Here is a 20,127-nt window from a genome sequence, read left to right on the forward strand (position 1 = left end):
CGCCGTTGTTGAGTGCTTCGGACCACTGGATGATGGCGTGGAAGGTGATCGGGCTCTCGCAAAGGCCCAGGATCATCATGTCGCGGCCGGCTTCGATGCGCTTGGCGATGGCGATTTCGCCCTCGCGGCTGAGCAGTTCGACCGCGCCCATCTCGCGCAGGTACATGCGCACCGGATCGTCGGTGCGCTCGACCGTTTCCTTCTTCTTGGCCGGATCGACGTTGACGCGCGGCGAGACTTCATCGCCATCGCTCTCGTCGTTGTCGTCGTCCGAATCGCGGTCGTCGTTTTCCTGACTGTCGGCGTCTTCGTCGTTATCGACGATGTTCACGCCCATCTCGTTCAGGGCCGAGGTGATGTCCTCGATCTGGTCGGACGACATGTCCTGAGGCAGCGCCTCGTTCAGCTCGTCATAAGTGATGACACCGCGGCGCTTGGCGCGCGCGATCAGCTTCTTGATCGAACCTTCGTTGAGGTCGATCAGCGGTGCGTCCGTACCCTCGTTGTCCGCGCCGTTGGTGTCGTTCTTGCTCATCAGTTCGCCGTTATCCCGTGCCGTCGTGGGGTCAGTGACCATTGTATAATTATACAATCACGACGCATGTCTGGTTGCCATTTGCCTGAGACGGCTGTCGAATTCCAGCTTTCTCTTCAGCAGTCGCTGCTGTTCCGCGAATGCCGAGTCGGAAAGCTCTGATTCGAACCGCGCCGTTGCTTTTGCCAAGGCCGCTTCGAGTACTGGTCGCTCGACGAGGAGGTCGATCGCCTGCGCCAGTTCGACCGCCGCCTGTTCCTCGCTCGTTTCGGGAATCAGGAAGCCGAATCTAAGCCCTGCGTACTCGGCGGCCATGGGCTGAGCCAGGCCGTTGTCCCGCAATATGGTGGCGAGAACTGCGGTTTCAAGCGTGTCTGCGGCACCGCAGCAGTCCACCAGCGTCTCGAAGCGGGGATCGAGGCCGGGGGTGCGGGCCAGCGCCTCGGCATGACGGGCGAGGAGGGTCGGCCAGCGGATGAGGCCCGCTATGACGGCGGCGGAAAGGGCGTCGCGGGTGCCCGCGCCTGCGAATCGGGTGTTGAGCCGCTCGATCGATTCGGGGGAGGAGGGGGCAGGAGTAGGCTTGCCGTTCCACTTGCCGCGCTGGTTCTGCCGGGGCTGGAAGTTTCCGCCGCCCTGACTGCCCCCTTGCTGCCAGCGATTCTCGCGGCGCGGAAAGGCGAATTCGGAGTAGCGGTCCTGCAATTCACGCCGGTAGAGCCCGGCGATATCGGGGTGCTGGATCGTCTCGACGTGGGCCATCAGGCGGGCCTTGAGGCCGGCCTTGTCCTCCGGCGTGTTGAGGGGAACGGCATCACGCTCGGCCTCCCACAGCACTTCGACGAGGGATTTCGCCTCGCCGAGAATGTCCTCCATCGCGCGGGCACCGCGCTGCTTGATGAGATCGTCGGGGTCCAGACCTTTGGGCAGGCGCACGATCCGCAGCGAGTGGGCAGGGCGCAGGAGGGGCAGCGCGCGGGTGATCGCGCGCATGGCGGCGCGCTGGCCTGCCGCGTCGCCATCAAAGCACAGGATCGGCGTCTCGACATGGCGCCAGAGCATCTCGATCTGGTGCTCGGTCAGCGCGGTGCCGAGCGGGGCCACCGCATCGGCTATCCCGGCGGCGGCAAGCGCGATGACGTCCATGTAGCCCTCGACCACCACCATCCGCCCCGACTGGCGCGCGGCGGGCGCGGCGCGGTGCAGGTTATAGAGCGTGCGGCCCTTGTCGAAGAGCGGGGTATCGGGCGAGTTGAGGTACTTGGGCGCATCGGTCTTGCCCTTGGCGAGGATGCGCCCGCCGAACGCGATGACCCGCCCGCGCGCGTCCTCGATCGGAAGCATCAGGCGGTCGCGGAAACGGTCGTAGGGATCGCGATCCTCGACGGCGATGCGCAGGCCTGCCTCGATCAGCATGGCTTCCGGGAAGCGGGAGAGGGCTTCCTTCAGGGCCTGTCGCCCCTCGGGGGCATAGCCGAACCCGAAACGCTGCACGGTATGGGCGTCGAAACCGCGTGTGGCGAGGTAGGCCTTCGCTGTGGCACCGTTAGGTGCCGTTAGGTGCCCTTTGAAAAACTCCTGCGCGGCAGCCATCACATCGTAGAGGGAATCGCGCTTTTCCGCCGCTTTTGCAGCGCGCGGATCGGGCGCGGGGACGTCCATCCCGGCTTCGGCCGCCAGTTCCTTGACCGCGTCCATGAAGGCGAGGCCTTGATGGTCGGTCATCCAGCGGATCGCGTCGCCATGCGCGCCGCAGCCGAAGCAGTGGTAGAACCCCTTCTCGTCGTTGACGTAGAAGCTGGGCGAGTTCTCGTTATGGAACGGGCAGCAGGCCCGGTGCTCGCGCCCCGCCTTCTGCAGCCGCACGGAGCGGCCGACCAGCGCGGAAAGCGTGGTGCGGGACCGAAGCTGGTCCAGCCATTGGGGGGTGAGCACGAGACTTGCCGCCTGTCAGCAAATCAGGCCAGCGCCGCCTTCACCCAGCCGCTCGCCTTGGTCATGTCGAGCACGGTGCCGTGGCGAGCCTTCAGTTCGCCCATCACCTTGCCCATGTCCTTCATGCCGCTGGCGCCGGTCTCGGCCTTGATAGCCTCGATGGCGGCCTTGGTTTCCTCTTCGGTCAGCTGGGCGGGGAGGAAGGTTTCGATCACTTCCAGCTCGGCCTGTTCCTCGGCGGCTTTCTCGGGGCGGCCGCCCTGTTCGAACAGGGTGATCGATTCGCGGCGCTGCTTCACCATCTTCTGCAGCACGTCGATCACCAGCGCGTCGTCGTCGGGCAGCGTGTCGGCGGTGCGCAGTTCGATGTCGCGGTCCTTGATCTTTGCAAGGATGAGGCGGACAGTGGCGAGGCGCTGCTTCTCACCGGCCTTCATGGCGGTGATCTGCGCGGCCTTGATCGAATCACGAAGCATGGGTTTTCCTGCAAATGAACTGAGTGAACGGGGTGGTGCGTGTGGCAAAGCTAGCAACCTGCGCGCCGATTTGCACGTGTGCGCCCAAATTGCACCCCCACACCTTGACGCGGTGCACAACCCTCTCTAGCGGCCGCGTCTTAGCACACAACGTTAGAAACGCCGTCAACGGAGCGACCCACCATGGCCGACGCCGCATCTTCGCTTGCGCCCAAACCCGAAGGGGCAACGGGCGTTCTGGTTCTCAGCGACGGACACGTCGTTTGGGGACGTGGTTTCGGTCATGTCGGAGAGTCTGTGGGTGAAGTCTGCTTCAACACCGCGATGACCGGCTACCAGGAAGTCATGACCGACCCGTCCTATGCGGGCCAGATCGTGACCTTCACCTTCCCGCACATCGGCAATGTCGGCGTGAACGAGGAAGACCTCGAATCGCTGGTCGACGGCGCCGTCGGCTGTGTCGTCCGCGAGGACGTGACGCTGCCTTCGAACTTCCGTTCCGCAGGCGGCTACGGCGAGTGGCTGGCGAGCAAGGGCAAGGTCGGCCTCTCGGGCGTCGACACCCGCGCGCTCACTCGCCGCATCCGCAGCGCCGGTGCGCCCAACGCCGTCATCGCCCATGACCCCGAAGGCAACTTCGACATTCCCGCGCTCATCAAGCGGGCGCAGGAATGGCCGGGCCTCGAAGGCATGGACCTTGCCAAGCTGGTCAGCCGCACGGATTCGCAGGGCTGGGAAGGCTCCGTCTGGACGCTCGGCGAGGGCTACGGCGCTGCCGAGGGCGAGACCCGTCCGCACGTCGTCGCGATCGACTACGGCGCCAAGGACAACATCTTCCGCAATCTCGTCAAGGCAGGCGCGCGCGTCACCGTGGTTCCGGCCGAGACCTCGCTGGAAACCATCCTGTCGCTCGAACCCGCTGGCGTGTTCCTCTCGAACGGCCCAGGCGATCCGGCAGCGACCGGCGCTTATGCCGTGCCCGTGATCGCGTCGCTGCTGGAGCGTGACATGCCGGTGTTCGGCATCTGCCTCGGTCACCAGATGCTCGGCATCGCGGCGGGCGCGAAGACCAGCAAGATGTTCCAGGGGCATCGCGGCGCCAACCATCCGGTCAAGCGCCATGCCGACGGCGTGGTCGAGATCACCTCGATGAATCACGGCTTCGCGGTGGACAACACCTGCCTGCCGGACAACGTGGAAGAAACCCACGTCTCGCTGTTCGACGGCACCAACTGCGGCATCGCGATCAAGGGCAAGCGCGCTTTCGGCGTGCAGTACCACCCCGAGGCGAGCCCCGGCCCGCAGGACAGCTTCTACCTGTTCGAGAAGTTCGTGGGTATGCTCGGCTGATGGTCGCAGCGGGTCAGGCTCCCTTGGCGGTGTTCGCGCCGTCCCACGCATCGGCGATGATTGCCGGTGCGGCCAAGGGAGCTTTCGACCCGGCACGGCGGATTGCCTATGCATCCAGGCACCTGAAAACAAGAAAGGTGCCTGAAATGACCGCTCTGATCGACCACATGATCGCCTACTACGTCGCTGGCCCGGCGTCCGAACTCTCGGTCGCGCCGCGCTTCTATCCTTACGGCGAGCTGCAACTCATCTTCGAGGACAAGGTCTCCGTCGCCGTCCGCAAATTCGGCCCGAAGGTGCGCAAGCACTCCAAGGAAGCCGGCAAGGCCTTCATCGATCGCATGATCGAGACGGGCGCCTGGTCGACCAACCAGGGCGAGTACGGCGGCTCGATGCACCAGTTCCAGGCCGACCGCTTTCGCGAAGTCATTCGCGCGGAGCAGGACGCCAACCCCATCATCCAGAACGCGAAAGCCGATCCCGACTACTGGGACAAGGCTTTCGGTGATCTGGTGGCATAAGCCACCGGGTCGCATTACAAGACACACAGGACACCCAGGAAAGCCCATGCCAAAGCGCACCGACATCTCCTCGATCCTCGTAATCGGCGCGGGGCCCATCATCATTGGTCAGGCCTGCGAGTTCGACTATTCGGGCACTCAGGCGATCAAGGCGCTGAAGGAGGACGGTTACCGGGTGATCCTGGTGAACTCGAACCCCGCCACGATCATGACCGACCCGGACATGGCCGACGCCACTTACGTGGAGCCGATCACCCCCGAGGTCGTCGCGCGCATCATCGAGAAGGAGCGCCCCGATGCGGTGCTCCCGACGATGGGCGGCCAGACCGCGCTCAACTGCGCGCTGGCGCTGTTCAACGACGGCACGCTGGAGAAGTTCGGTGTCCAGATGATCGGCGCCGATGCCGACGCCATCGACAAGGCCGAGGATCGCCAGCGCTTCCGCGACGCAATGGACAAGATCGGCCTCAACTCGGCGCGTTCGGGCGTGGCCCATACGCTGGACGAGGCGTTCAAGGTGCTGGAAACCACCGGCCTGCCCTCGATCATCCGCCCCAGCTTCACCATGGGCGGCACCGGCGGCGGCATCGCCTACAACAAGGCCGAGTTCGAGGCGATTGTGCGTTCGGGCCTCGATGCCTCGCCGACCACCGAAGTGCTGATCGAGGAATCGCTGCTCGGCTGGAAGGAATACGAGATGGAGGTCGTGCGCGACCGCCATGACAACTGCATCATCATCTGCTCGATCGAGAATGTCGATCCGATGGGCGTCCACACAGGCGATTCGATCACCGTCGCCCCGGCGCTGACGCTGACCGACAAGGAATACCAGATCATGCGCAACGCCTCGATCGAGGTGCTGCGCGAGATCGGCGTCGAGACTGGCGGTTCCAACGTCCAGTTCGCGGTGAACCCCAAGGACGGCCGCCTGATCGTCATCGAGATGAACCCGCGCGTGTCGCGTTCCTCGGCGCTGGCATCGAAGGCCACCGGCTTTCCGATCGCGCGCGTCGCCGCCAAGCTGGCGGTGGGCTACACGCTCGACGAGATCATGAACGAGATCACCGGCGCGACGCCTGCCGCGTTCGAGCCGACCATCGACTACGTCGTCACCAAGATCCCGCGCTTCGCCTTCGAGAAGTTCAAGGGCGCCAAGAACGACCTCACCACCGCGATGAAGTCGGTCGGCGAAGTCATGGCGATCGGCCGCAACATCAAGGAATCGATGCAGAAGGCCCTGCGCGGCCTCGAAACCGGCCTTGACGGCTTCAACCGCGTGCCCGCGCTGGAAGGCGCCGGCCGTGACGTCATCACCGCCGCTCTTTCGCGCGCCACGCCGGAACGCCTGCTGCACGCCGCGCAGGCTTTCCGTGAAGGCTTCACCGTGGACGAGATCCACGCGATCGCCCACTACGACAAGTGGTTCCTGCGCCACATCGAGGAGATCATCGCCGAGGAAACCAAGATCCTCGCTGAAGGTCTGCCCAACGATGCGGCGGGCATGCGCAAGCTGAAGGCGATGGGCTTCTCCGACAAGCGCCTCGCCACCTTGGCGGTGCGTTCGGTCGGCGTCGCGGGCGGTCTGGGCGAGACCCAGGCCAAGCGCTCGGGCCTGCTGCATGACGCGCTGCGCGCCATGGCCGGTGCCACCAGCGAGAAGGAAGTGCGCCAGCTTCGCCGCAAGCTGGGCGTCGTCCCCGTCTTCAAGCGCATCGACAGCTGCGCCGCCGAGTTCGAGGCGGTGACGCCCTACATGTACTCGACCTACGAGGCCCCGATCTTCGGAGAGCCCGAGGACGAGGCCATGCCGTCCGACCGCAAGAAGATCGTGATCCTCGGCGGCGGTCCGAACCGCATCGGGCAGGGCATCGAGTTCGACTACTGCTGCGTCCACGCCTGCTTCGCACTTTCGGAAGCAGGCTACGAGACCATCATGGTCAACTGCAACCCCGAGACCGTCTCGACCGACTACGACACCTCGGACCGCCTCTACTTCGAGCCGCTGACCGCCGAGGACGTGCTCGAAATCCTGCGCGTCGAGCAGCAAAGCGGCGAACTCGTCGGCGTGCTGGTGCAGTTCGGCGGCCAGACCCCGCTCAAGCTGGCGCAGGCGCTGGAAGACGAGGGCATTCCGATCCTCGGCACCTCGCCCGACGCGATCGATCTTGCCGAGGACCGCGAACGCTTCTCGGCGCTTGTCGACAAGCTGGGCCTCAAGCAGCCCGCCAACGGCATCGCCCGCAGCCGCGACGAGGCGGTGAACGTCGCCAATCGCATCGGCTACCCGGTGCTGATGCGCCCCAGCTACGTGCTCGGCGGCCGCGCGATGGAGATCGTCGACAGCGAGCAGCAGCTCGACGACTACATCACCACCGCCGTGCAGGTCTCGGGCGACAGCCCGGTCCTCATCGACCAGTACCTGCGCGACGCCATCGAGTGCGACGTCGATGCCCTGTGCGACGGCGAGCGCGTCGTCGTGGCAGGCGTCATGCAGCACATTGAGGAAGCGGGCATCCACTCGGGCGACAGCGCCTGTACCCTGCCGCCTTACAGCTTGCCGCCCGAGATCATCGCCGAGATGGAGCGTCAGGCCGAGAAGCTGGCGTTCGGCCTCAACGTTAAGGGCCTGATGAACATCCAGTTCGCGGTGAAGGACGGCGAGGTCTACCTCATCGAGGTCAACCCGCGCGCCTCGCGCACCGTGCCCTTCGTCGCCAAGGCGCTGGGCCAGCCGGTGGCGAAGATCGCCGCGCGCGTCATGGCGGGCGAGAAGCTGGACACCTTCCCGCCGTTCAAGCGCGAGTTGCCTTACATGGCGGTCAAGGAAGCCGTGTTTCCGTTCAACCGCTTCCCCGGCGTCGATCCGGTGCTCAGCCCCGAGATGAAGTCCACCGGCGAAGTCATGGGAATCGATAGCGATTTCGCCCGCGCCTTCGGCAAGGCACAGCTTGGCGCCGGCATGAAGCTGCCGGTCGAAGGCACCGTGTTCGTCTCGGTCAAGGACAGCGACAAGCCGGTGATCCTGCCAGCGGTGAAGACGCTGATCGAGCAGGGTTTCCGCATCGTCGCTACCAGCGGCACGCAGAAGTATCTCGCTGAAGCGGGCCTGCAGGTCGACCTGGTCAACAAGGTGGCCGAAGGCCGCCCGCACATCGTCGACAAGATCGTCGATGGCGAGATCGCGCTGATCTTCAACACCACCGAAGGCTGGCAGAGCCTGGTGGACTCGCAGTCGATCCGTGCTTCGGCGCTGACCGGCAAGGTCTCGATCTTCACCACGGCAGCGGCGAGCGTTGCGGCGGCGGAAGCGATCGCGACAATTCGCGGGAGCAAACTTGAAGTGCGATCGTTGCAGGACTACTATAGCTGAAATCGATTTGCCTTCCCCCACATCGCAGCAGATCGGCTCCGCCCACATTCCCGTCGAAAGGGGTTGGGCGGGGGCAGGAAACTAGTCGCAAGACGGTGAGGGGAAGGCGCAGGAGAAAGTAGAAGTATAATGGCAAGTGTCGAAAAGCTGCCGATGCTCGCGGAAGGCTACGAGCGGATGACCGCCGACCTCAAGGCGCTGCGCGATGAGCGTCCGCTCATCGTCGACGCCATCGAGGAAGCGCGCGCTCACGGCGACCTTTCGGAAAACGCCGAGTACCATGCCGCCAAGGAGCGTCAGGGCCAGGTCGAGGCGACCATCGCCGATCTGGAAGACAAGATTACCCGCGCGCAGATCATCGATCCCACGACGCTTTCGGGCGACAAGGTGATCTTCGGTGCCACCGTGACCCTGCTCGACGACGACGACAAGCCGGTGAAGTACCAGATCGTCGGCCCCTACGAGGCAGACGCGAAGGTTGGTCGCATCAGCTACAATTCGCCGCTCGGCAAGGCGCTGATCGGCCGCAAGGTCGAGGACGAGGTGGAGGTGACCGTGCCCTCGGGCGACAAGTTCTATCTGGTGCAACAGATCCAGTTCATCTGATCTCTCCTGCCATCGGACGAGGAATGAGGCCGGCGGAAACGTCGGCCTTTTTCTTTGTCGCCTGCGATGTTAGGCGCGCCTCCCCTTACAGCCAGAGGAGGCTTTCATGCAGATTGCGGTTTTGACGTTCGACGGATTCAACGAACTGGATTCGTTCGTCGCCGCCGCCATCCTCAACCGTATGAAGGCGCGGGGCTGGAAGGCGTGGATCACCTCGCCCGAAGAATACGTGACCTCGATGAACGGCGTCACCGTGCAGCGTGAAAAGCCGCTGGAGTTCGCAGCCGAAGCCAACATCGTGCTGATCGGCAGCGGCGTGAAGACGCGCGAGATCGCGGCCGACGTTGAAATGTTATCCCGCATCCGGTTGGACCCGGTGCGCCAGATCATCGGCGCGCAATGTTCCGGTACTCTTCTACTGGCGAAACTGGGCCTAATTGGCGATCTTCCGGCCTGCACCGACCTTACCACGAAGCCATGGGTGATCGAGGCGGGCGTTCAGGTAATCGACGCGCCTTTCGTGGCGCACGGCAATGTCGCGACGGCGGGCGGGTGCCTCGCGTCGCAGTATCTCGCCGCGTGGATGATCGCGCGCGGCACCTCGCTTGAAGATGCGCGGAAAGCTATCCACTACGTCGCGCCGGTGGGTAAAAAGGACGCCTATATCGACCGCGCTATCGGCGCGGTCTCACCCTTCCTCGCCTAAACCCGAAAGAAAAAGGCGACGCTTACCCGATGGCAAGCGTCGCCTTTTCAGGAGCAGAGGTCCGAGTTCGGACCTGCTTGCATCAAGCCTGCGGAAGTTCCGGCTCCAGCAGACGGTGCAGGTGGACGATAACGTACTTCATCTCTGCATCGTCGACGGTGCGCTGCGCGGCCGACTTCCAGGCGTTCTGGGCCTCGGCGAAGTCGGGGTAAACACCCACGAGATCGAGCGCCTTGAGGTCGGTGAATTCGAGGCTGCGCGGATCCTTGACCCGGCCGCCCATAACGAGGTGAAGCTTCTGCATGGGAGAGTGCCGCTTTCCTGCTGGTGGGAGATAAGCGGCCCTATAATTTTGGAGAGGTCAAGGGGCAAGTGCACAAGACGCACCTTAGTCACCCAGTAAGCGAAAAAGGTCAGCGAAAAGGTGCGTCTTTAGTGAAAACTTGACCGCCGTTTACGATTTGACACGCTTCTTAAGGTCTTCAGCGATGTGCAGTACCTTGGTGGAGCGCACCGCAGCCGCGTCTCCAAGGCGATTGGCGGTGTCTGCTGCCGCATCGCCCAGCCTGCTGGCCCGGCGGGCAGTCGCGCGGCCAAGCGCGCTGGCGGCGCCCACTGCGGCCAGACCGTACTTTTCGAGATTGAGAATCGCCAGATCGCTAGTCTTCTCGGCACGGTCCGCGAACTTCGAAGCCTGCTTGCGGGCATCGACGCCGATGTCATGCGCCTTGTCGCCAGCCTTGCGGCCGAGCACGACGCTGGCTGCACCGGCAGCTTCCGCGAGATCGAGTGTACGCGCCACGATGCGGCGGCTGACGCGGCGAGGCAGGAGGGCGCTGACGGCGACACCGACGGCAACGCCACCGGCCACGGTCAGGACAGGGTGCTTCTTGACGAAAGCGATGACCTTGTCCGAGGGCTTGGGCTCGGCGATCTTCGCGGGCAGGGCGACGACGTTCGCACCCTTGCTGGTGTCGATCGGGGGGGATGGATCGGTCTTGCTCACCTGGCGTTCCTTCCTTTGGTCAAGAGGCCCGGTCGCGCACGCTGTCGAACAGGCGCTGCGCCAGGTCGATAATGGGATTACGCAGGAACCAAAGCACGAGCGCGGCCAAGGTTCCGCCGATCGCGGCAGGATGCTCCTCCACGACGGCGACGGCCTCGTCGAACATCAGCTTGGCCTGATCGAGTGCTTCGTCGGCGATGCGGCCGCCGATCCCGCGCTCGTCCATGTCGGCCTTGAAGGCCTGATAATGTCCGTCGAACTTCGCCTTCGCGGCGTCGCGCGCGGCCCGGTCCGCGAGAACCTGCGCTGCCTGCTTGCCCATTCGAGCCCCCGTTTTAGATCAATCGTCCTGAGAACCGCCCGCAATCCGCAGCATGCGCCGCAATCGGGAACGAGCACTCCATGCGCCGAACGCGGCCAGCGCGAGCAACACCAGCGTCACCGAGGCCATCGCACCCCACAGTCCAAGCAGCGGACCAAGGGCAATCACCGTCCCGACCACGAAGGCCATCGCAGCGAAGAACACCAGCACTGCCGCCACGACGAGCAGGATGACGATGATGCGCGTTTCCGCGCCGACATAAGCCGCGCGGGACTTCTGGAATGCCAGCTCGGCCTGCGCGAGCGCCTTGGCTTCATCCGCCAGCTGGCGCAGATCCTGCGCCAGCGACAGATTCTCGTAGTCCTCGGCCGCAGGGGTGAGGGTGGTTGTGGTGTCCTGCATTTTCTCAGGAAGTCAGCTCAGGCGCCGCAGCGCCTTCACTTGCCCCTGAACAGGCGGGAGAGCACGAAGCCGGTCGCGGCAGCGATGCCGAGCGCCTGCCACGGGCTGTTGCGCACGAACGTCTTGGCATCCTCGCCGATGTCCTCGAGCGACTTTTCATCCAGCCTGGCACCGGCGTCCGCCAGCGACTTCGATGCGCTGCGGGCGTAGTCGCCGTACTTCACGCCGACCTTCTCGTCGATCAGGGCGGCATTGTCGTCGATCAGCTTGGAGACGCCGACGATCGCCTGGCTGGCCTTGGCCTTGCCTTCCTCGGCATAGCCGGCGGCCTTGACCTTGGCGTCGGCCGCGAAGGCGCTGGCCTTGTCCTTGGCTTCGCCGCTGCGGGTCTTGCATTCGCTCGACACTTCACCGGCGAACGCCTGTGCGCCGGCCTTGGCTTCCTCGACCGCCTTGGAGAAGTGATTCTTGGCGCTTTCGGTGCCGTTTCCGGCGGAGATGGTGGGTTCGACCATGCGATTATCCTTCCTTGTCTATCCTTGGCGCGAATTGGCATCGTATGCCATGTGCGGACAGAGTAACACAACTTGTCGTTCCCTGCTGCAACGCAACTTGTCACGCGAAGTTCCCCTGCTAAGACCGCCTCCGGACGGATGGCGCGTAATGCGCCCGCTTGAGGAGAACCGCAGACATGACCGCGATCATCGACATTCACGGACGGGAAATCCTGGACAGCCGCGGCAACCCCACCGTGGAGGTGGACGTCCTGCTGGAAGACGGCAGCTTCGGCCGCGCGGCGGTGCCTTCGGGCGCCTCGACCGGTGCACACGAGGCGGTGGAACTGCGTGACGGCGACAAGAGCCGCTATCTCGGCAAGGGTGTGCTCAAGGCCGTGGATTCGGTCAACGGAGAGATCGCCGAGGCGCTCGTCGGCCTCGACGCCGAAGACCAGCGCGACCTCGACCTCGCCATGATCGAACTCGACGGCACCCCCAACAAGGCGCGCCTCGGTGCCAACGCCATCCTCGGCGTCAGCATGGCTGCCGCGAAGGCCGCCGCCAATGCGCGCGGCCTGCCGCTCTACTCCTACGTCGGCGGTGTTTCGGCGCATGTCCTGCCGGTGCCGATGATGAACATCATCAATGGCGGCGAACATGCCGACAACCCGATCGACTTCCAGGAATTCATGGTCATGCCGGTCGGCGCCTCGTCGCTGGCCGAGGCCGCGCGCTGGGGTGCGGAAATCTTCCATACCCTCAAGAAGGGCCTGCATGAGAAGGGCCTCGCCACCGCCGTGGGCGACGAGGGCGGCTTCGCGCCCAACCTTGCCAGCACCCGTGACGCGCTGGACTTCATCATGGCCTCGATCGAGAAGGCCGGGTTCAAGCCGGGCACCGACATCAAGCTCGCGCTCGACTGCGCCTCGACCGAGTTCTTCAAGAACGGCAAGTACGAGATCAGCGGCGAGGGCCTGAGCCTGTCGCCGGTGGCATTCGCCGACTATCTCGCCGACCTCACCGAAGCCTACCCGATCATCTCGATCGAGGACGGCATGAGCGAAGACGACTTCGAGGGCTGGAAGGCGCTGACCGACAAGATCGGCCACAAGGTGCAGCTGGTCGGTGACGATCTGTTCGTCACCAATCCCGCGCGCCTGACCATGGGCATCGAGAAGGGCCTGGCGAATTCGCTGCTGGTCAAGGTCAACCAGATCGGCACCCTGACCGAGACGCTCGAAGCCGTCTCGATCGCCAACCGCAACGGCTACACCGCCGTCATGTCGCACCGTTCGGGCGAGACCGAGGACGCGACGATCGCCGACCTCGCCGTCGCCACCAACTGCGGCCAGATCAAGACCGGCTCGCTCGCCCGTTCGGACCGGCTTGCCAAGTACAACCAGCTCATCCGCATCGAGGAAGAACTGGGCAAGGCCGCGCGCTATGCGGGCCTGAGCGCGTTCGGTCGCCTCAGCGCCTGAACCTGAAATGTCGCGGGTGACCGGCGCCGGGGCAATGGCGCCGGTCACCTGCTTCCTCCGCACGACGACCGGTCAATCCCCCCATGGGGCGAAGAGGTGGCTGGCGGCCGATCGCCTCAGCGTGCGGCGACGCTTTCCTTTGCGGTGTCGTCGAGCAGCACGACCGAGCGGGATGCGGAGGCGAAGTATTCAAGCATCGCGGCATAGCCCCGCGCGCTCAGCTTGACGTAGACCCGGCGCGCGTCTCCGGGATCGGCTTCCCGCACGAGGTGGCCCTGCTTTTCGAGAATCGCAATCCAGCGCAGCGCCGTCGTCGAAGGGACGGCGGAACCGATGCAGGCGCTCGTCACCGAGACGCGGCGACGCTCCTTGGCGGCGATGAACAGGTCGAGCAGGATGTCCCAAGCCGGTTCGCCAAACAGTTCCTCGGAACGGAAGATCTTGGTGCGCCGCCGCCGGTCGTCGTATGTCTGGCGGGCCAGTTCGACCCAGATCGGGTGATCCTGGCTGGCGGTGGTCTTGGCCTCGCGAGGCTCGCCGGTGATGGCGAGGCTTTCAAGGATTGCCGAGGGACTTTCCCCGATTTCCAGTTCGCGCGCCATCGCCAGCAGTTCGTTGGCGATGCCGATCAAACGGATCGCTTTCGCCCGATTGCGCATCAACTGGTCCGTGTTCTCCATCGAATAGGATCGCCTGATGCAGGCCGCACGACTTCCTTCGCGAAAGTCATCGCGGCGATTATGCCCATCGTTGCGAGAAAAGCAGCGGCGCTCAGCAGGTTATGACCTGCAGTCGCCGCTGTGTTGCTTGATCCGCCACGGACAAATCATAGGCAAACTTCCGAGGAAACGTCTCGCGTAGCTTAATCCGTATCGGACGCTTTACGCCGAATGCCGAATTCCCGGCATAAGGATTCGATGGCAGCCTGGAGATGGGCGGCGGCGATCATCGCGCCGATCTCTTCCAGTTGGTCGAGGCGCGTCTCCAGATCGGCGGCCAGCGATTTCGCGATTGCGTCCTTGTTCACCCAAGCGTTCTCCAGCGGGAGGAAGCAATGCGTCCTCCCGGACCCGATACCACGAGCCATGGTTTGCGACCCGCCGGTTTACCCGGCGTCAGTTGTTTCAGGTTATACATCCGTTTTCGAGCAAAATCGGAGCGACCTGATCACGAACTACACGATGGATGATAATTGAAAACCGCGAATCCGATGATGTCCTGTAAGTGAACATTCTGAAATCGGCGATTAATCGCAGGAAAATTACGCTGGCGTGAATGCTATTGAAAGAACTTAGGTGTAGTTACTTATTTTATTCAGTCGCGCGATGCCTTCGGATTATCCGTCTCGGGCATCGCGCGATGAATGAATTCAAGCGCCGAATCGACCCTTGAGGTCGTAGAGGGCGATGGCTGCCTTGGCCGCTTCGCCGCCCTTGTCCTTCTGTGTGGCATCGGCGCGGACGAGGGCCTGCTCCTCGTTCTCAACGGTGAGAATGCCGTTGCCGATGGCGATGCCGTCCATGGTCAGCGCCATGATCCCGCGCGCCGATTCGCCAGCGACGATCTCGAAATGGTAGGTCTCGCCGCGAATGACGACGCCGATGGCCACGTAACCGTCATAGTCGCCGGTGGCATCGGCCAGCGAGATGGCGGCGGGGATTTCGAGCGCGCCCGGCACGGTGATCACCTCCGCCTTGTGGCCGGCCGCCTTGAGCGCGGCCTTGGCGCCCGCGATCAGCATGTCGTTGAGATGGTCGTAGAAACGCGCCTCGATGATGAGGAAACGGGCCATGTCAGTTCGATCCTTCGCTGGTCGGGGCGATGATGGGCCGCTCGCCGACGATGTTGAGTCCGTATCCCTCGAGGGCGACCAGCGAGTGGTGCGTGTTGGTCAGCAGGACCATGTCGTGAATGCCCAATTCCGCCAGGATCTGCGCGCCCACGCCGTAGTCCCTCAGTTCCTCGAGGTCCGGCGTACCGCCATTGCGGAACTCCTGCTTGATGTCCATCACGCGCGACATCAACTTGTTCATCGGCCGGTTGATGACCACGATCACGCCCGAGCCTTCCTCGCCGATCATCTCCATCGAGCGGTGCAGGAGATCGCCGCGATCGCCGGTGTCCTCGCCGAAGATGTCCGCGAAGAACGACAGGGTGTGCATGCGCACCATGGTCGGCTTCGACGGATCGATGCGGCCCTTGACCAGTGCCACGGTCTCGTCGCCGGTCGCGCGGTTGAAGTATGAGCGGGCGACCCAGTCGCCGCCATGGCGCGAATGGAAGCTGATCTCGTTGCGCTTCTCGATCATGCGGTCGTGCTTGCGGCGATAGGCGATGAGGTCGCGGATCGTGCCGATCTTCAGGTCGTGCAGGCGCGCGAAGCCGATGAGGTCGTCCATGCGGGCCATGGTGCCGTCCTCCTTCATGATCTCGCAGATCACGCCGGAGGGGTTGAGTCCGGCGAGGCGCGAGATGTCGACCGCCGCCTCGGTGTGGCCGGTGCGCACCAGCACGCCGCCGTCGCGGGCGCGCAGCGGGAAGACGTGGCCGGGGGTGACGATGTCGTCGCGGGTCTTGGTGCCGTCGATGGCGACCGAGATGGTGCGCGCACGGTCGCCCGCCGAGATACCGGTGGTGACGCCTTCGCGTGCCTCGATGGAGATGGTGAAGGCAGTTTCATGGCGCGTGCCGTTATGGCGGCTCATCAGGTTGAGGCCGAGCTCATCTACGCGCTGGCTGGTGATCGCCAGGCAGATCAGACCGCGTCCGTGCGTCGCCATGAAGTTGATCGCGGCCGGAGTCGCCATCTGAGCCGGGATGATGAGGTCGCCCTCGTTCTCGCGGTCTTCATCATCGACGAGGATGAACATGCGACCGTTACGGGCCTCGTCGATGATCTCCTCGATCGGTACGAGCACTTCGCGCTCGTCGTTCGAAAAGAGGACCCGCTCCAGCTTGCCGAGAGTTTCGGCGGTGGGGTTCCAGTCGTCCTCGGTGCAGTCGCGCAGCGTGTTGGCGTGGAGGCCGGCGGCGCGCGCCAGGCTGGACTTGCTCATTCCGCCCTCGGTGACGAGCTTGCGGACCTTGTCGATCACATCGGTAGCCATTGCGGTGTTCAATCTCACATTTCAGTGTGATTGAAATAGACGTGGCTCACATCGGGATCAAGTGCCTTTGAATTCGGGTGGTCGCTTCGTGAGAAATGCAGCGACGGCTTCCTCGTGATCCGCCGTGGCGTGGGCTGCAGCCTGCATGGCCGAGGCCATCTCCAGCAGCGTGGCTAGATCTGCGCGGCGTCCTTCCCAAAGCAGGCGCTTTGTCATCCGCACAGCGTGAGGCGGGTTGGCAGCGATGCGGCGGGCCAGCGCGCGAGCCGTATCGAGCAGCTCGGCATCGGGTACGACGCGGCTGACGAGGCCGCAGGCCAAAGCCTCGGCGGCATCGATGGCATCGCCGGTGAGAGCCATCTCTGCGGCCTTCGACCAGCCGATCACGCGCGGGAGCAGCCATGAGCCGCCGTCACCTGCGATGAGGCCGAGCTTGACGAAACTCTCTGCGAATTTCGCGCTTTCGCCCGCGATGCGCAGGTCGCACATGCAAGTGAGATCGCAGCCCGCGCCCATGGCGGCGCCATTGACCGCCGCAATTATCGGGACTTCCAGCGCTGCAAAGGCCAGCGGCAAGCGCTGGATGCCGCGCTTGTAGGAAATGCGCGTGGTCGCAGGCGACCCCGCGTTCAAACTGCCGCCGGGCTTCATCTCGTTGATGTTGCCACCGGAGGAGAAGCCCTTGCCGGCGCCTGTCAGAATGGCGACGCGGGCTTTGGGATCGTCTTCGAGGCGAACGAGCGCGGCGAGTAGGCCCTCGATGACTTCCGCATCGGAGATGGGGTTGCGCAGTTCAGGCCGATTGAGCGTGAGGAGAACGATGCCCTCTTCATCGATTTCATACAGCACCGCATCGCTCATTGCCTGTTTCCCCGTCCCGCCGTGTCTTCCGGCAACAGCCTTACCTGAAAACCGAACTGCCGTCCCAGTTCAAGTCCGGGACGGCAGTTCGGGTGCGGAGCAAACGGGGGGCTTAGGCGTCCTGCTTCTTGGCCATCATCCGGGTGATATCGACCTGACCGGTAGCGAGCCCGCCCATGAATCCTCCGTCCACCGGCAGGACGACGCCGTTGACGACGCCCGCGAGATCCGAATTGATCAGCACCAGAGGTCCGGCCTGCTCCTCGGGCGTGGTGTAGCGACCAAGCGGTTCGGCGGCGGCATCGACCACGTCCTTGCCGGATACTGCGTGGAAGGTCGCCATCATTGGCGTCTGCGTGGGCGAAGGCAGCGAGCAGTTGATGCGGATGCCCTGCTTGATCAGCCGGGCGCCCATGAACTGAGTCCAGACGATCACGGCTTCCTTGGAGAAGGCATAGCCTTCGCCGACCTGATCCATGTTCGCATCGCACCATTCGAGACCGGCCTGGAAGCCCTGCGTGGCCAGCAGTTGCATGTGGACCGGAATGCGGCGGCTCCAGCCCAGACCGCCCGTAGAGGCGATCGAGACGATCGCGCCCTTGCTGCCCATGAGGGGGATGACCTGTTCAGTCAGGTGGCGGGTGCCGAGGAAATTGACCTTCATCGTGTCCATCGGCGGAAATCCGCCGCCGCCGGGCATTCCTGCGCAGTTGAACAGGGCATCGATCCGGCCGCCGACGCCGCTGACGGCGGCTTCCAGGCTGGCCGGGTCGCGCAGGTCGATCTGCGTGAACGAGGCCATCGGCACGGCGCTTTCCTTGAAGTCGAAGCCGTGGACTTCGGCGCCGAGCGATACCAGCAGCTTGGCCGCAGCCTCGCCCATGCCCGAGAAGCAGCCGCTGACGATCACCCGCTTGCCCCTGTAGCCTAGAACATCGGAGCCCAGAACATCACTCATTGGTCGGTCCTTCCTCTCACGGGCGGTACTGGCCGGGGCCGGACCTGCCGTTTCCTTTGCCCGTAGCTATGCGCGGTCGCGCCATGGGTTCAACTGTCATGGCGGGTCATCGCGCACACGATGGCAGCGTCCGCCTCGCCATCGGTCGCGTGTCTTGCTAGGCCTCTGTCGAGACGTGGACAGGAAAGGTGGCGAGAGTGGCATCGAAGGCGGTGAGAGGTCGCAGGCCGAGCCACCCGGATCGGCGGGAGGGCATTCTAGCGGCAGCGGCGCGTCGTTTCGCCGAATTCGGTTTCGAGGCAACCACGGTGCGACAAATCGCCGACGACGTGAACATTCTGTCGGGCAGTCTCTATCACCACTTCGCGACGAAGGAGGAGATGCTCGATTCCGTCGTGCGCGATGCGGTTCTCGACCAGCGGGAGCGGGCGCTGCGCATCGCGGCGCTCGATGCCGATGCCGAAGTGCGCTTCGTGACCCTCATTGCAGAGGAACTGGCGGCGCTCTCGGATCACATCGAGGCCTATGCGATCATCTTCAACGAGCGCAAGTTCTTCCGGCGCAGTCCGGATTTCCTCTACCTCATGAAGGCGCGCAAGGAAGCGTTCGAGGCCTGGCGCTCGGTTCTTGACGAAGGCGTGTCCTCGGGACAGTTCCATGACGGCATCGACAGCTACCTGACCGTGTCGACTATCCTGCGTATGCTCAATTCCGGTGCGGACTGGTATCGGCACGAGGACGGTTCGCCGCTCGACGCCATGGCCGAATATTCGCTGGAGGCGCTTACCGCGTTCTACGCAGGATTTGCGCTGCGTTCGGTTCGTGCCGCAGGCCGTGGGGATACACCGATCCCGGCGCCTTTCACGCTTCCGGGCTAGCACCGTCCGCGCGTTGTCGCTCGGCTTCGGCGCGATGGTGCTTTCGCCGTTCGAGCTGTCTTGCCGAGGGAACGCCGTCATCGATGAGGTCGGCGAGGACCGCTCCACGCTCTCCGGCTGGGCGTGGCGGGCCGACAGTGGTGTCGCAGAAAGTCTGACGCTCGATCTCCGCGTTGAGCAGGGCACCAAGAAGCACGCCATACGCGGAAAGAAACAGCCACATCAGGAACACGACGATGGCCGAGAGCGAGCCGTATGTCGCGTTATAGTCACTGATATAGGCGACGTAGAGCGAGAAACCGAACGATACCGCCAGCCAGAGCAGCGTTGCCAGCAGAGAGCCGGGTGCCAGCCAGCGCCACTTCGCAGGGCGCCGGTCCGGTCCATAGCGCATGATGAGCGCGAAGCCGGCGCTGCCCAGCGAGATCGCGGCCACCCAGGTCAGGACCTTGAACGTAAGTTGGGTGGCGCTGCCCAGGTACACGCTGGTTTCGGTCTGCAGCCAAGCGAAGACGCCGCCCGATAGCACGCCGGTCAATGCCAGCAGGATCGCGGCGAGTGTAAGCCCGCCGGTGCGCAGGGTCCGGGCGACAACGCCGCGCGTCTCGCGTTCCTCGTTGATGATATTGAGTGCGCTGACCATTCCACCCGCCGCACGCATGCCTCCGTAGATCGCGAAGAACAGGGCGATGATGAGGGCTAGTCCGGTCACGCCCGAATTGGTCGAGATGATCCGCAGCAACTGCTCTTCCAGCAGGCGGGCGACTTCCGGCGGCACTACGTCGACGATGCTGTCCATCTGTTCGCGCACCATGCCGACATCGGCGACAAGGCCGTAAACCATCACCGTTGCGGCGATCAGCGGGGTGAGGGCAAGGAATGTGTAGAAGGCGAGACCTGCCGAAAGGAGGCCAAGTTCATGGAAGCCGATCATCACGTAGACGCGCTTCACAACCCGGAACCATGCCTTGCGCGGCATAGCCAAAGGCGATCGGGCATCTGAGCCGGGGACGATTTCCGATGCGGCGTTGCCTGGTTGCGTTCCGACGTTATTCACTACAGGCCTGTGTGAACGAGGGAACTTTCGCTGTTGCAATGCGATAGGCATTCTCAGGA

General features: G+C 64.0%; 22 protein-coding genes. 7 read left to right on the forward strand and 15 right to left on the reverse strand.

The window, feature by feature from the left end; translation table 11 throughout:
* The 3 genes from ACODRZ_RS24625 to ACODRZ_RS24635 all read right to left on the reverse strand — a co-directional run.
* Positions 1-535, reverse strand: a 535-nt coding sequence (locus ACODRZ_RS24625) for an RNA polymerase sigma factor region1.1 domain-containing protein (RefSeq protein ID WP_488986284.1), incomplete at its 3' end; no start/stop codon positions are given.
* A gap of 57 nt (positions 536-592) precedes the next feature.
* Positions 593-2,470 (reverse strand): DNA primase, encoded by a 1,878-nt coding sequence (gene dnaG / locus ACODRZ_RS24630; protein ID WP_488970542.1) that lies wholly within the window; start codon positions 2,468-2,470, stop codon positions 593-595.
* Between the two features lie 23 nt (positions 2,471-2,493).
* A complete protein-coding gene (locus ACODRZ_RS24635; protein WP_488970543.1) occupies positions 2,494-2,946 on the reverse strand; it encodes a GatB/YqeY domain-containing protein in 453 nt (150 codons plus the stop codon).
* 183 nt (positions 2,947-3,129) lie between these two features.
* Between ACODRZ_RS24635 and carA the strand changes: the two genes are divergently transcribed.
* The 5 genes from carA to ACODRZ_RS24660 all read left to right on the forward strand — a co-directional run bounded on the left by carA (position 3,130) and on the right by ACODRZ_RS24660 (position 9,499).
* On the forward strand, positions 3,130-4,296 hold the full coding sequence (carA, locus tag ACODRZ_RS24640; protein WP_488970544.1) for a glutamine-hydrolyzing carbamoyl-phosphate synthase small subunit: 1,167 nt from the start codon (positions 3,130-3,132) through the stop codon (positions 4,294-4,296).
* Between the two features lie 146 nt (positions 4,297-4,442).
* Positions 4,443-4,817 (forward strand): hypothetical protein, encoded by a 375-nt coding sequence (locus ACODRZ_RS24645; protein WP_488970545.1) that lies wholly within the window; start codon positions 4,443-4,445, stop codon positions 4,815-4,817.
* Between the two features lie 46 nt (positions 4,818-4,863).
* Positions 4,864-8,187 (forward strand): carbamoyl-phosphate synthase large subunit, encoded by a 3,324-nt coding sequence (carB, locus tag ACODRZ_RS24650; protein ID WP_488970546.1) that lies wholly within the window; start codon positions 4,864-4,866, stop codon positions 8,185-8,187.
* Positions 8,188-8,316: 129 nt separating this feature from the next.
* The gene (gene greA, locus ACODRZ_RS24655) at positions 8,317-8,793 is read left to right on the forward strand and encodes a transcription elongation factor GreA (RefSeq protein WP_488970547.1); all 477 of its coding nucleotides are present in this window, start codon (positions 8,317-8,319) and stop codon (positions 8,791-8,793) included.
* A 106-nt stretch (positions 8,794-8,899) separates the two neighbouring features.
* On the forward strand, positions 8,900-9,499 hold the full coding sequence (locus ACODRZ_RS24660; RefSeq protein WP_488970548.1) for a DJ-1/PfpI family protein: 600 nt from the start codon (positions 8,900-8,902) through the stop codon (positions 9,497-9,499).
* An 82-nt stretch (positions 9,500-9,581) separates the two neighbouring features.
* On the opposite strand, the gene ACODRZ_RS24665 is transcribed toward ACODRZ_RS24660, so the two are convergent.
* The 5 genes from ACODRZ_RS24665 to ACODRZ_RS24685 form a co-directional block, all read right to left on the reverse strand.
* On the reverse strand, positions 9,582-9,803 hold the full coding sequence (locus ACODRZ_RS24665; protein WP_488970549.1) for a DUF4170 domain-containing protein: 222 nt from the start codon (positions 9,801-9,803) through the stop codon (positions 9,582-9,584).
* A 150-nt stretch (positions 9,804-9,953) separates the two neighbouring features.
* Complete coding sequence (locus ACODRZ_RS24670; RefSeq protein WP_488970550.1) at positions 9,954-10,505, reverse strand: hypothetical protein; 552 nt, start codon at positions 10,503-10,505, stop codon at positions 9,954-9,956.
* A 19-nt stretch (positions 10,506-10,524) separates the two neighbouring features.
* A complete protein-coding gene (locus ACODRZ_RS24675; RefSeq protein ID WP_488970551.1) occupies positions 10,525-10,827 on the reverse strand; it encodes a hypothetical protein in 303 nt (100 codons plus the stop codon).
* A gap of 18 nt (positions 10,828-10,845) precedes the next feature.
* A complete protein-coding gene (locus ACODRZ_RS24680; protein WP_488970552.1) occupies positions 10,846-11,229 on the reverse strand; it encodes a phage holin family protein in 384 nt (127 codons plus the stop codon).
* Positions 11,230-11,264: 35 nt separating this feature from the next.
* Complete coding sequence (locus tag ACODRZ_RS24685; protein WP_488970553.1) at positions 11,265-11,744, reverse strand: hypothetical protein; 480 nt, start codon at positions 11,742-11,744, stop codon at positions 11,265-11,267.
* A 176-nt stretch (positions 11,745-11,920) separates the two neighbouring features.
* On the opposite strand from ACODRZ_RS24685, the gene eno reads away from it, so the two are divergent.
* Positions 11,921-13,207 (forward strand): phosphopyruvate hydratase, encoded by a 1,287-nt coding sequence (gene eno, locus ACODRZ_RS24690; RefSeq protein WP_271183281.1) that lies wholly within the window; start codon positions 11,921-11,923, stop codon positions 13,205-13,207.
* Positions 13,208-13,323: 116 nt separating this feature from the next.
* Here the strand turns inward: eno and ACODRZ_RS24695 are convergent, their stop codons facing one another.
* The 6 genes from ACODRZ_RS24695 to ACODRZ_RS24720 all read right to left on the reverse strand — a co-directional run bounded on the left by ACODRZ_RS24695 (position 13,324) and on the right by ACODRZ_RS24720 (position 18,133).
* On the reverse strand, positions 13,324-13,887 hold the full coding sequence (locus tag ACODRZ_RS24695) for a MarR family transcriptional regulator (RefSeq protein WP_488970554.1): 564 nt from the start codon (positions 13,885-13,887) through the stop codon (positions 13,324-13,326).
* 182 nt (positions 13,888-14,069) lie between these two features.
* Positions 14,070-14,234, reverse strand: a complete 165-nt coding sequence (locus ACODRZ_RS24700) for a hypothetical protein (protein ID WP_488970555.1) — start codon at positions 14,232-14,234, stop codon at positions 14,070-14,072.
* A gap of 342 nt (positions 14,235-14,576) precedes the next feature.
* A complete protein-coding gene (ribH, locus tag ACODRZ_RS24705; RefSeq protein WP_488970556.1) occupies positions 14,577-14,999 on the reverse strand; it encodes a 6,7-dimethyl-8-ribityllumazine synthase in 423 nt (140 codons plus the stop codon).
* A 1-nt stretch (position 15,000) separates the two neighbouring features.
* Positions 15,001-16,314: a 3,4-dihydroxy-2-butanone-4-phosphate synthase gene (ribB, locus tag ACODRZ_RS24710; protein WP_488970557.1), complete on the reverse strand. Its 1,314-nt coding sequence runs from the start codon at positions 16,312-16,314 to the stop codon at positions 15,001-15,003.
* 57 nt (positions 16,315-16,371) lie between these two features.
* A complete protein-coding gene (locus tag ACODRZ_RS24715; protein ID WP_488970558.1) occupies positions 16,372-17,175 on the reverse strand; it encodes a crotonase/enoyl-CoA hydratase family protein in 804 nt (267 codons plus the stop codon).
* 112 nt (positions 17,176-17,287) lie between these two features.
* On the reverse strand, positions 17,288-18,133 hold the full coding sequence (locus tag ACODRZ_RS24720) for a coniferyl-alcohol dehydrogenase (protein ID WP_488970559.1): 846 nt from the start codon (positions 18,131-18,133) through the stop codon (positions 17,288-17,290).
* A 212-nt stretch (positions 18,134-18,345) separates the two neighbouring features.
* Here ACODRZ_RS24720 and ACODRZ_RS24725 point away from each other — a divergent pair, with 212 nt between their 5' ends.
* The gene (locus tag ACODRZ_RS24725; RefSeq protein WP_488970572.1) at positions 18,346-19,011 is read left to right on the forward strand and encodes a TetR/AcrR family transcriptional regulator; all 666 of its coding nucleotides are present in this window, start codon (positions 18,346-18,348) and stop codon (positions 19,009-19,011) included.
* On the opposite strand, the gene ACODRZ_RS24730 is transcribed toward ACODRZ_RS24725, so the two are convergent.
* The gene (locus tag ACODRZ_RS24730; RefSeq protein ID WP_488970560.1) at positions 18,995-19,963 is read right to left on the reverse strand and encodes a YihY/virulence factor BrkB family protein; all 969 of its coding nucleotides are present in this window, start codon (positions 19,961-19,963) and stop codon (positions 18,995-18,997) included. The two genes, ACODRZ_RS24725 and ACODRZ_RS24730, sit on opposite strands and share 17 nt — an antisense overlap.
* Positions 19,964-20,127 lie beyond the last annotated feature (164 nt).

The sequence above is a fragment of the Novosphingobium sp. FG90 genome (assembly GCF_057808725.1).